Origin of the sequence: Streptomyces sp. NPDC051976 (genome assembly GCF_040680795.1) — a bacterium.
In the GTDB taxonomy this organism is placed as follows: Bacteria; Actinomycetota; Actinomycetes; order Streptomycetales; family Streptomycetaceae; genus Actinacidiphila.
Map to the genome: position 1 here is coordinate 1 of NZ_JBFAXL010000061.1, position 12112 is coordinate 12112.

General features: G+C 67.6%; 9 protein-coding genes. 7 read left to right on the forward strand and 2 right to left on the reverse strand.

Annotated elements, in window-relative coordinates; translation table 11 throughout:
* Positions 1-49: 49 nt before the first annotated feature.
* A complete protein-coding gene (locus tag AB0M29_RS37315) occupies positions 50-550 on the reverse strand; it encodes a flavin reductase family protein (RefSeq protein ID WP_365391170.1) in 501 nt (166 codons plus the stop codon).
* Positions 547-1035: an NAD(P)H-dependent oxidoreductase gene (locus AB0M29_RS37320; RefSeq protein WP_365391172.1), complete on the reverse strand. Its 489-nt coding sequence runs from the start codon at positions 1033-1035 to the stop codon at positions 547-549. Before AB0M29_RS37320 ends, AB0M29_RS37315 begins: the two co-directional genes overlap by 4 nt.
* A 250-nt stretch (positions 1036-1285) precedes the next feature.
* On the opposite strand from AB0M29_RS37320, the gene AB0M29_RS37325 reads away from it, so the two are divergent.
* From AB0M29_RS37325 to AB0M29_RS37355, 7 genes are all read left to right on the forward strand, one after another.
* Positions 1286-2611, forward strand: coding sequence for an NtaA/DmoA family FMN-dependent monooxygenase (locus tag AB0M29_RS37325; protein WP_365391173.1), 1326 nt, complete (start codon positions 1286-1288; stop codon positions 2609-2611).
* Position 2612: 1 nt separating this feature from the next.
* Entirely contained in the window at positions 2613-3896 is a 1284-nt protein-coding gene (locus tag AB0M29_RS37330) for an MFS transporter (protein WP_365391175.1), read from the forward strand.
* Positions 3897-3964: 68 nt separating this feature from the next.
* Positions 3965-5224 carry an MFS transporter gene (locus AB0M29_RS37335; protein ID WP_365391177.1) on the forward strand — a complete coding sequence of 420 codons (1260 nt, stop codon included), beginning with the start codon at positions 3965-3967 and terminating at the stop codon, positions 5222-5224.
* A gap of 125 nt (positions 5225-5349) precedes the next feature.
* Entirely contained in the window at positions 5350-6984 is a 1635-nt protein-coding gene (locus AB0M29_RS37340) for an ABC transporter substrate-binding protein (protein ID WP_365391179.1), read from the forward strand.
* A 226-nt stretch (positions 6985-7210) separates the two neighbouring features.
* On the forward strand, positions 7211-9193 hold the full coding sequence (locus AB0M29_RS37345) for an ABC transporter ATP-binding protein (RefSeq protein WP_365391181.1): 1983 nt from the start codon (positions 7211-7213) through the stop codon (positions 9191-9193).
* Positions 9194-9439: 246 nt separating this feature from the next.
* Entirely contained in the window at positions 9440-10756 is a 1317-nt protein-coding gene (locus AB0M29_RS37350; protein ID WP_365391183.1) for an NtaA/DmoA family FMN-dependent monooxygenase, read from the forward strand.
* A 21-nt stretch (positions 10757-10777) separates the two neighbouring features.
* The gene (locus AB0M29_RS37355; protein ID WP_365391185.1) at positions 10778-12088 is read left to right on the forward strand and encodes an NtaA/DmoA family FMN-dependent monooxygenase; all 1311 of its coding nucleotides are present in this window, start codon (positions 10778-10780) and stop codon (positions 12086-12088) included.
* Positions 12089-12112: the final 24 nt, after the last annotated feature.

A 12112-nucleotide genomic window follows, 5' to 3' on the forward strand; every position in this document is an offset into this window, starting at 1 on the left:
GGGGATCATCCCCGGGCCTTCCTCCATTGTGTACGACGTGTCGTGCGGGCTATGCGCTCGGCGCGAGCTCGTGGAAGTTGCTCCTGTGGAACACCATCGGTGCGACGTCGGGGTACATCGCCAGCGCCTCGATCCGGAGCACCACGATCTGGTGGTCACCGGCCTCGACGACCTTGTACGGCGCGCAGTCGAGCCACAGCGTGGCGCCGTGCACGAAGACCGCACCGCCATCGGTCGCCACCCAGTCCACCGAGCCGAACCGGTCGCCATTCCTGGACGCCAGGGAGCGCGCGACGGTGCCGTGCTCGCTGGAGAGCACGCTCAGCCCGAGCCGGCCGAGTGCCGCCAGCTTCGGCCATGTGCTGGACGTGTTCGCGACGCAGACCGAGACGAGCGCGGGGTCGATCGAGACCGAGGTGAACGAACTGGCCGCGATGCCCTCCGGTACGCCCTCGATCATCCCGCCGAACGCGGTCACGCCGCTGGGGAAGCAGCCGAAGGCCTGGCGCAGAAGCACCTGGTCGAACTGCTCGTCGGTCGCCGGAATCACGGGGCCACCACCGTCGGCGCGAACTTCTTCGCGATCTCCAGCCAGTTGTCGAGATCCGGGGAGGTCTCGAACTCCGAGTCGATGAGGTACAGGCTCGGCGCCGGGCAACTCGCGCCGATCTCGACGAGCACGGGGCGCAGGGTCAGTTCGGGAGCGAGCGCGTGGTTGTAGGCACCCCCGAGCATGACCGGAAAAGTCGGGATGCCGCCCAGCTCGCCCTGTCCGAACTGGTCCAAGAAGAGCTTGAGCAGCCCGGTGTACGTCGCCTTGAACGTCGGCGAGGCGACCACCAGCGAATCTGCCTCGATGACCGTCTTCTTGGCCGCCGCGACCGCGGGATCGCCCCAGCCGAGCAGACCGGCGCCGAGGTCGACGACGTCGATCACGGCAGTGGGAGCGGAGCCGGTCAGACGCGTGGCGATGAGCTCCGCGGCGGCTCGGGTGCGTGACATGGGCTTGGGGTTGCCGACGACGACGACGGTCATGGGAAAAGCCTTTCCGAGACAGGCGTAGAAATGGTCTTCCCAAAGCCAAGATGCGGCGGATTTCCCGGCACCGGTCCCGGGGTAAACCTTCGATTGCGCCGCCCGGCCGCTGCGTCGAGCCGTCCCTCCCCGCGCAATCGGCGTGATATCGCTCAGATCTGCCGACGTCACCAGGTCTGGCTAGTTTGCCCATGCTCCGCGGACGAAGCGTGTGGATCCGTGATGACGCATCGAGTCAGGAGGCCGGTTAATGGCGGCGAAGAAGTTCCACTTGGGCTGGTTCATGAACGGATACCGGGTCCATGGCTGGCGCGACCAGTGGATCGGCACTCACAAGGCCGAGGGAATGAAGCCGGACTTCTACGTCGACATGGCCCGGTCCCTGGAGCGGGCATGCTTCGACTACTTCATCCTCGAGGACTCCTCGTTCGTACCGGACGCGTGGCAGGGGAAGCACGACTTCTACATCGAGAACGCGTACGCCGTACCGAAATTCGACCCCGCCGTGCTCGCCTCGATCCTCACCCAGAACACCAGCCGTCTCGGTGTGGTCTGCACGCTGGCGATCACCGAGTACCCGCCGTACCTGCTTGCTCGGCTGGTCTCCACGATGGACCACGTCTCGAACGGCCGGGCGGGCTGGAACATGGTCACGGCCAGCTCCGACCGCGCGGCACAGAACTACGGACACGACGCCCAGCCGGATCACGACGTGCGCTACGACATGGCGGCCGAATTCACCGACCTGGTCGTCAAGCTGTGGGAGTCGTGGGAGCCGGGCTCGATGGTGGTCGACCAGGAGGGCATCTTCGCCGACCCGAGCAAGGTCCACCCGGTCGACTTCAAGGGCAGGTTCTACAGGTCACGGGGCCCGATCAACACCGCCCGGTCCCCACAGGGCCGCTCGGTCATCGTCCAGGCCGGCGGTTCCGAGAAGGGCCGTGCCTACGCCTCCCGGTGGGCCGACTCGATCATCGCCTCCGCGACGAGCATCGACCAGATGAAGCAGTACCGCGACGACGTCCGCGACCGAGCCGCCGACCACGGCCGCAACCCCGACGACGTGAAGGTGCTGTTCCTCACCTCGCCAATCATGGGCGAGACCCGTCAGGCCGCGCTGGAGCGCGAGGCGGTGGCCCAGGCCGACGCCGCGGCGAACCCTGTCACCCGGCTGGCCGGCATGGGCTACGCCACGGACATCGACTTCTCGGTCTTCGACCTCGACACCCCGATCAAGGACCTCGCCGGCCAGATGGTCACCAACGGCCACCAGAGCTCGCTGGAGTTCTTCGTCCGGCAGAACTCCGAGCGGACGTTGCGCGAGGTCGCTTCGGTGTCGGCGACCGGCTCCGCGCAGCGAGTGCGGCTGCTCGGGACGCCGTCGGAGGTCGCCGAGCAGATGGACGAGATCATGTCTGCCGTCGGTGGCGACGGATTCCTGATAACCCAGGACGTGCTCACCCGCCGCTCGATCAGTGAGATCACCGACGGGCTCGTCCCCGAACTGCAGAAACGTGGCTTGACCCGCACCTCGTACACCCACGAGATGTTCCGCGACAACCTGCTCGAGTTCTGAGGTGTCATCCCAGACGGGCAACCTGTTGCTCACCCGTGGGGAGCGCGCCGCGCTCCAACGCAGAACCCTGCGGATTCTGACGGTGGGTCAGATCGTTGGCGCGGCCGCGCTCGGCGCGGCGATCACCGTCGGCGGCTATGTCGTCGAGGACATTGTCGGGGTGAACACCCCCTGGGTCGGCCTCTCCACCGCCGGGGTCACCGTCGGCTCGGGATTCATGGCCCAGATACTCTCTCAGGTCATGCGCAAGCGCGGCCGTCGGCCCGGGATGGCGCTGGGCTATGGGCTCGCGGTCGTCGGCGGCGTGATCTCGTGCGTCGGCGTGCAGCTCTCGTTCCTGCCCGTCTTCCTCGCCGGCCTCTTCCTGTACGGCGCCGGGTCGGCCACCAACCTGCAGGCGCGCTACGCCGCCACGGATCTTGCCGAGCCGGAGCATCGCAGCGGTGCGATGGGAACGATCCTGTTCGCGTCGACCTTCGGGTCGGTCTTCGGGCCGCTGCTCGTCCAGCCCGCCGAACACTTCGGGACCGTTTGGTTCGGCCTGGCCCGGTATGCGGGACCCTGGCTGTTCAGCTCCCTCTTCTTCGCAGGCGCCGGGCTCAACATCTTCTTCCGGCTCCGACCCGACCCACTCCTGATCTGGGCGGCCGAGAACGGCGGCGTCGAGGAGCACGCCAAGATCCGGTTCACGGACTGCATTCGCGCAGTGCTCGCCTCGCCGGCCGCCCGCCTGGCGCTGTCCGCCATGGTGGTGGCCCAGGCCGTGATGGTCGGAGTGATGGCGATGACCCCGATCGACATGAAGATGAACGGGCACGAGACGGTCAGCCCGTACGTCGTCTCCGTGCACATCGCGGGGATGTTCGCGTTCAGCCCGCTGGTGGGCCGCTACGCGGACAAGAAGGGGCGGCTGGCCGCGCTGCGTGCCGGAGGCGTCGTCCTCATGATCGCCTGTGCGCTCTCCGGGGTGGCCGCGGACAACGTCCCGATGATGTTCGTGGCGATGTGGGCGCTCGGCCTGGGGTGGACGCTGGCGCTCATCGGCGGTTCCAGCCTGCTGATCGACAATATCCCGTCGAGCTATCGCGTCTCAGTCCAGGGAGCCGCCGACCTCACCACGGCAGTGTGCGGTGGCAGCGCAGGCGTTCTCTGCGGGTTCTTGATGGACTGGGTCGGGTTCGCTGCGCTGGCGGTCGGCGGCGCGGTGCTCACCGTGCCGGTGCTGATCGGTGTGCTGTCACAGGGCCGCCGGGACGCGGCGATGACGGTGGTGGCAGCGGAATGACCGCGGAAGAAACCCTGGCGGTCCCCGTCGCGGCGGACCGCGGCGGGCGTCTGCGCGCGCTCTTCAGCGTGCCCGGCTACCCCTACCTCTGCGCCAGCTCGTTCATGTGGCACACCACCCGGTGGGGTGGACTCTTCACGACAAGCTACCTGCTGACCCGGCTGGCGAACTCGCCGATGACCAACCAGATCGCCGGCGCGCTCATCTTCGCCCCGATGCTGTTCGGTGGATTCCTCGCCGGTGCGATCAGTGACCGGATCGAGCGGCGCAAGCTCATCCTGGCCGTCCAGACGACGCTGATCCCGGTCGAGTTCCTGATGTTCGGCCTCGTGCAGAGCAGGACGGTGGAGGTCTGGATGACCTTCCCGTTCATGTTCGTTCTGGGCATCGGCGGTCTGGTCAACATGACGGCGCAGCGACCGCTCATCTACGAGACGGTCGGGCCTGCGCTGGCTGGCCCGGCGATGACGATCGAGTCCACCGCACAAGCAGGTTCCGCCATGGTCGGCACCCTGGTCGGCGGCGCGTTGATCGACCGCATCGGGATGGGAGCGGGCTTCGCCGGCATGGGTATCCTGCTGTGCGTCTCACTGGTCCTTCTCCGTCTCGTGCCCGCACCGAGGTATGCCGCAGCCCGCGGCACCGGATCCCCGGTGACGGTTCGCGACCAGATCGCCGCGGGTCGAGCGCTGGTACGACGAAGCCGTCGGCTGGTCGCGATGCTGCTCGTGACCGTCGTGATGAACCTGTGCATGTTCGGGTACACCCCGCTGGTGCCCGTGGTGGCCCAGCCCTACGCCCACACCGCCGCCCTGGTCGGTCTGTTGGCGGCAGCGCCGGGAATCGGCCAGATCGTGTGCGGCCTCGTCCTCACCGTGCGGCAGCCTTCACGGCACGGTCTCGTCTTCGTCTGCGGCTCGGCGGTCGGGCTCACCGGCCTCCTGGCGTTCTCGGCGTCGTCGGCGTACGGCGTCGCGTTCTCGGCGCTGCTCGTCTCCGGTGTGGGACAGTCCGGCTTCGGCTCCATGCAGAGCCTGCTGGCGATCGAGTCGGCCGGGGACTCGGAGCGTGGCGTTGCGCTCGGCGTGCTGAGTACGGCCATCGGTGCGCTGCCGGTCGGGATGGTAACCATCGGCCTGCTCGCCGAACTGCTCGGCACCCGCGCGGCGCTGACCACGTCCTCGGTCGCCGGTCTCGTCGCGCTGTGCGGGATCGTCTTCCGGCTCCCCGAGCTGGTGGCTCGGAGTTCCGGTGCTGCAGGTGGGTCCCGGCGTAACAAAGGCGGCCCACGCCTAGAGCGTGGCGCAATGAGAAAAGCACGGCCTTGACGCTCAGGTGTCACTGCCAGTGGGTTTCATCGCATCTCAACACCGGGCCTGAGTCATCGCCGGACCGGTTTCCGAAAACCCAAACGCCGTGGCCCGAGTGCCCGGCGTGTACCAGGAGGCACCCTGTGTCCCGAAGACAAGAGACGACCACGCCTCCGGCCCCACGGCCGGTCGCCCTCGATCGCCGTACCTTCCTCAAGGCGAGCGGCATCACCATCGGCGGACTCAGCCTGGGGTCGCTCCTGGCGGCTTGCGGGGCCGGAGGCGCTACTACCAAGGGGGGCGCAGGCAATCTGACGCTGGCGATGCCGTTCCTGCAGGACATGCAGGTGCCGGACCCGGACATCATGTACGAGGGGGAGGGCGTGCAGGTGATGCGCGCCTGCTACGAGGGCCTGATCAATTACAAGCCCGGAACCTCCGAGTTCGTGCCGGGCCTGGCGAAGTCGTGGAGCATGTCCCCGGACGGCCTGACGTACACGTTCAAGCTGACGCCCGGCGTGAAGTTCCACGACGGGACAGTCGCCGACGCGACCGCGTGGATCAAGAGTTTCGAGCGCCGGGTGAAGGTGAACCAGGGCCCGGCGTACATGGTGACGGGAATCGCGAAGGCGGCGGCCCCCGACCCGAACACGCTGGTGGTGAAGCTCAAGGAGCCGAACAACGCGTTCCTGCACTATGCGGCCTGCCCGTGGCAGATGTACGCCACCAGCCCGGACGCGGTGGCGAAGAACGCCAAGGGCGGCGACCTTGCGCAGGAGTGGCTCAAGACCCACGACGCGGGCACGGGGCCCTACGTGATGAAGGAGTTCGTGCCCGGCTCGCACTACACGCTGGAGGCGTTCCCGGACTACTGGGGCGAGAAGCCGTATTTCAAGACGATCCAGATCGGGATCACGCCGTCGATCGCCACCCAGAAGCTGCAACTGGACCATGGGGCGTTCGACATCGTCACCAAGGGCTTCGCGATCCCCGATGTCCTGAAGTACAAGCAGAACACGGCGTTCACGGTCGACACGGTCTTCGGGGCCTCGGTGCTGGTCGTGTGGATGAACATCAGTGGTGGCATCTTCGCGGACAAGACCGTGCGCCAGGCGATGATGACCGCCCTGGACCGTGCCACGATCGTGAGCACGGCGTTCCACGGCCTGACCAAGGTGGCGACCAACTTCTGGCCGGAGGACATGTTCCCCGACGGGATGGCGCCGTTCTCGACGAGCTTCGACCTGGGCCCGCTCAAGGCGAAGGTCCCGTCGCTGCCGAGCAGGAAGATCGACTTGGCCTGGGTGACGTCGTACGGCGCGCCGGCGCAGCTGGTCGCGGAGCTCGTGCAGACCCAGCTTGCTCCCACGGGGCTGGACATCACGATCCGGGCGATGCCCTCGGCCGAGGAGTTCGACCTGTGCAACCAGCCGCCCTCGAAGCGGCCGGACCTGATGGTAGCCGGCATCGGTGGGGATGCGCTTCACCTCGACACCGCCCTGCGGATCTTCCTGCGCACGGGTGCCAAACCGCTGAACTTCTTCGGATACAGCAGCCCGGCGCTGGACAAGGCCATGGATCACGCGATCACGCTGCCCACCGCCGACGCGATGAACGAGGCATACCTCGCCATCACCAAGACCATTGAGGACGAGGCGCTCTGGGTGCCGCTGTGCCGCACTCCGTACAACCTTGTGATGCGCAAGGACATCACCGGCCTCGCGCTCGACTCCTACATCCCCGAGATCTTCGACGCGGACAAGATCAAGAGGGTGTGACGCACGACTGCCGGTGCGGCGGGTGAAAGACGGCGCAATCAGCAAGGCACCACATCGACGCACCCGTGTCACGGTGGGGGGCTTTTATCGTAGGCACCCCCCCATCGAGGGCGACCGGGCTGCCTACGGGCGGCGAAGAGGTGGTCGCGCGTACCCCGGTTGCCCCACCAGCGCGACTCCTGCGTTCCAAGAGACCCGTGAAACAAGATGAAGAGGGTGTGATGTCATGACCACCAGTGAGGATACCGCGACAGTCGTGCCGCTTGCCACCGCGGTCCCGCGTGCTCACATCGAGGATCTCTCGGTCACGTTCCAGCGCCGTGGCGTGCCCGTCAACTCGCTGCGCGGGGTCACGCTGGATGTCAACGCCGGCGAGATCCTCGCGGTCGTCGGCGAGTCCGGTTCCGGCAAGAGCGTGATGGGGCTGGCCCTGCTCGGCCTGCTGGCCGGCGAGCCGATGCCGGTCGTCACCGGGAAGGCGGAAGTCTGCGGGATCGACATGGTGTCGGCCGTGCCCGAGATGCGCCGAGCGGCACGCAAGGCACACCTCGGGGCGATCTTCCAGGACCCGATGACGTCGCTCAACCCGACGATGCGGGCTGGCCGGCAGGTCACTGAGGCGGCTGGGACCGAGGAGGAGGCGCTGCGTCTGCTGGAGCTGGTCGGCGTTCCCGACCCGGTGCGCCGGATGAAGGCCTATCCGCACGAACTGTCCGGCGGCCTGCGCCAGCGCGTGATGATCGCGATGGCCGTGGCGGGCCGGCCGGACCTGGTCATCGCCGACGAGCCGACCACGGCACTGGACGTCACGGTCCAGGCGCAGGTGCTCGCGCTGATCCGCGACCTGTGCGACGAGCTCGGCACCTCGTTCATCCTCGTCACCCACGACATGGGTGTCGCCTCCCAGATCGCCGACCGCGTCGCCGTCATGTACGGCGGCCGCCTGGTCGAGGTCGGGACGATGGCAGACGTGCTCCGGGCGCCGACCCACCCCTACACGGCAGGGCTGCTCAACGCGCGTCTCAGCATGAAGCTGCCCATCGGGCACCGGATCCCGTCACTGCCGGGCGAACCGCCGGACCCCCGGGCGCACCCGCCGGGCTGCGCGTTCGCCCCGAGGTGTGCGGCGGCCACGGAGGCCTGCACCGAGACGGTGCCCGTGCTCGAGCCGGCGGCGACCCACGACGGCACGGCTGCCTGCATCGTCCCGAACGCGATCGACGCGATCGTCGCCACGGAGTCGACGCCTGCCTTCGCGCCCATGGCCCAGCCGACGGAGCCGAAGCCCGCGCTGGTTGTCAACAGCGTTGACAAGCAGTTCGACGTCAGGCGCGGTCTGCTGAAGAAGGACAAGCTGCACGCCCTGCGCAATGTCATCCTCGACATCCAGCCGGGCGAGTCGGTGGCGGTCGTGGGCGAGTCGGGCTCCGGCAAGTCGACGCTGCTGCGTGTTGTCGCGGGCCTGATGGGGCCGACCAGCGGTGACGTGGAACGTGGGGGTGGCCGCCCGCAGATGGTGTTCCAGGATGCCGGTGCCTCACTGACGCCCTGGCTCACGGTCGGCGAGATCGTGGGGGAGCGGCTTCGCCGGACCACCGGCCGCTCGGAAGGTCGCGAACGGGTCGACCAGGCGCTGCGCCAGGTGGGTCTGCCTCCCGATGTGGCCAGCGTCAAGGTCGGCCTGCTGTCCGGAGGCCAGCGGCAGCGTGTTGCCTTCGCGCGGGCCATCATCGTTCCGCCCACGCTCCTACTGTGCGACGAGCCCACCTCGGCGCTCGACGCGTCGCTCGCGGCCTCCGTGCTCAACCTGCTCCAGGACCTGCGTCGCGAGCTCGGGATGGCGGTCATGTTCGTGACGCACGACCTGGCTGCGGCGCGGTTCATTTCCGACCGTACGGCGGTGATGTATCTGGGGCAGATCGTCGAGGTCGGACCGACCGAGGAGATCATCAGCAAGCCGAAGCACCCCTACACCAAGGCACTGATCGCGGCGGTCCCGGCGCCGGGCACCGCGCCGGTGCGGCTCGCAGGTGAGCCGGCCAGCCCGCTCGCCCTGCCGTCCGGCTGCTCGTTCCACCCGCGTTGTGCGGAACGGATCGAACGCTGTTCCTCCGAGGAGCCGGTCCTCTACTCGATCGACGGCAGTGGCATGCGCGCGGCGCGATGCCTGCTCACCATGACCTCGACGGAGCAGAGCTTCGCAGTCTGACTCAGTCCGCTCGCCCTGACCGTGGCGGGGGTGTTCGTCGCCGGATTCGCCGGTGACGAACACCCCCGCCGTCGTCGTTGCGAAGTCCCTGGCGAGGGGCGACCCGGGCCTCGCAATAGCGGCGCAATGCCTGTGCCACGGCGGCGCATCGGACGTGACATACGGACACGGTCTGATGGTCATACGGGCCGGGCCGGATCGCTGACGGGCCTCGCTGGACACCACTCGGACGACGAAGGAGCAGCCATGACGAAGAAGATCCACCTCGGCTGGTTCATGAACTTCACCCCGCCGGACTGGGAGTCGGAATGGGCTTCGCCGGACGCGAAGGACTGGGCAACCGGGCAGTTCTACGTCGACATGGCGCGTGACCTCGAACGGGCCTGCTTCGACCTGATCATGATCGAGGACACGGTGATGGTCGCCGACGCGTACGGCGGCTCCATGGAGGGCTCGCTCAAGCACGCGGTGTTCGCGCCGAAACAGGACCCGGTGCCGCTCGCCACGCTGATCGCTGCCAAGACCTCTCACCTCGGTGTCGTCGCGACGATGTCGACGAGCTTCTATCCGCCGTACCTGCTGGCGCGGGTGGCCTCGACGATCGACTCGATCGCTGGTGGCCGGTTCGGGTGGAACATCGTGTCGTCGGCGGAGGACCGGGCCGCGCAGAACTTCGGTCTCGACGCGCTTCCCGAGCATGACGAGCGGTACAACGTGGCCGAGGAGTACTTCGACGTTGTCAACCAACTGTGGGAGTCCTGGGAGGCGGACGCGGTCGTGATGGACCGCGGGACCCACACGTATGCCGACTTCAACAAGGTGCACACGATCGACTTCGACGGGAAGTACTTCACGTCCCGCGGCCCGCTGAACACGATCCCCAGCCCGCAGCACAAGCCGACGTTCCTGCAGGCCGGTGCCTCGCCCAAGGGGCGTCAGTTCGCGGCGGGTGCCGCGGACGCGATCATCGCGATCGGCACCGGCGTCGAGGGGATGAAGGAGTACCGCGACGACATCCGCGCCCGTGCCGAGGCGGCCGGCCGCAACCCCGACGACCTGAAGCTGCTCTTCGTGGTGTCCCCGACCATCGCGTCCACCGAGGCCGAGGCGCGGGAGAAGGCGGCCCGGCTGGTGGACGCCCCCTACTTCGTGGAGAAGGCGCTGGTCGGGATCTCGTCGAACACCGAGATCGACTTCAAGCAGTTCGACCTCGACAAGCCGCTGCCACAGGACCTGACCACCAACGGTGAGCGCGGCTCGCTGGAGCACTTCATGCGCGGCGACGGCAGCGGCCCGGACCAGACCCTGCGGCAGCTGGTCGAGCACCGGATCAAGCGCGGCGCCGAGCTGATCGGCACTCCGCAGCAGGTCGCCAAGAAGATGGGCGAGATCATGGAGGAGGTCGGCGGTGACGGCTTCCTGATCAGCAAACAGGGACGTGAACTGTCACGGCAGTACATCCGTGACGTGACCGACGCACTCGTGCCGGAGCTGCAGCGCCAGGGGCTGACGCGAACGGAGTACACCACATCCACGCTGCGCGAGACGCTGCGCGAGTTCTGAGCCGGGCTGAGGAAGAGACTGATGACGAAGAAGTTCCACCTCGGTTGGTTCATGAACTTCACCCCGCCGGACTGGGAGTCGCAATGGGCCTCGCCGGATGTTGCCGACTGGCCGGCCGGCCGGTTCCACGTCGACATGGCGAAGGCGATGGAGCGCGCGGGCTTCGACTTCATGATGATCGAGGACACGGTGATGGTCGCTGACGCGTATGGCGGCTCCATGGAGGGCTCGCTCAAGAACGCGATCTTCGCGCCCAAGCAGGACCCCGTCCCGCTGGCTGTGCTGGTCGCCGCGAACACGTCGAAGATGGGTGTCGTCGCGACGATGTCGACGAGCTTCTATCCGCCGTACCTGCTGGCGCGGGTGGCCTCGACGATCGACTCGATCGCTGGTGGCCGGTTCGGGTGGAACATCGTGTCGTCGGCGGAGGACCGGGCCGCGCAGAACTTCGGTCTCGACGCGCTTCCCGAGCATGACGAGCGGTACAACGTGGCCGAGGAGTACTTCGACGTTGTCAACCAACTGTGGGAGTCCTGGGAGGCGGACGCGGTCGTGATGGACCGCGGGACCCACACGTATGCCGACTTCAACAAGGTGCACACGATCGACTTCGACGGGAAGTACTTCACGTCCCGCGGCCCGCTGAACACGATCCCCAGCCCGCAGCACAAGCCGACGTTCCTGCAGGCCGGTGCCTCGCCCAAGGGGCGTCAGTTCGCGGCGGGTGCCGCGGACGCGATCATCGCGATCGGCACCGGCGTCGAGGGGATGAAGGAGTACCGCGACGACATCCGCGCCCGTGCCGAGGCGGCCGGCCGCAACCCCGACGACATCAAGGTGTTCTTCGTCGTGTCCCCGACCGTGGCCGCCACAGAGGAGGAGGCCAGGGCTGCGCACGCCCGCTTCGGCGACAACGACCGCTTCGTGGAGAAGGCGCTGGTCGGGATCTCGTCGAACACCGAGATCGACTTCAAGCAGTTCGACCTCGACAAGCCGCTGCCGCAGGACCTGACCACCAACGGTGAACTCGGTTCGCTGCTGCACTTCATGCGCGGCGACGGGAGCGGTCCGGACCAGACCCTGCGGCAACTCGCAGTCGCAGCCTCCTCGTTCGGCATGGAGCTGATCGGTACGCCGGCCTCCGTCGCCGACCGGATGGAGCTGGCGATGGACGAGATCGGCGGTGACGGCTGGCTCATCCACCGTCGTGGTCTGACCAGGGACTACATCGCGTCGATCTGCGACGGGCTGGTGCCCGAACTGCAGCGTCGCGGTTTGACCCGAACGGAGTACACCAAGCCGACCCTGCGAGAGACCCTGCGCGAGTTCTGACGACGTTGCGCGGGCCCTGGCCGC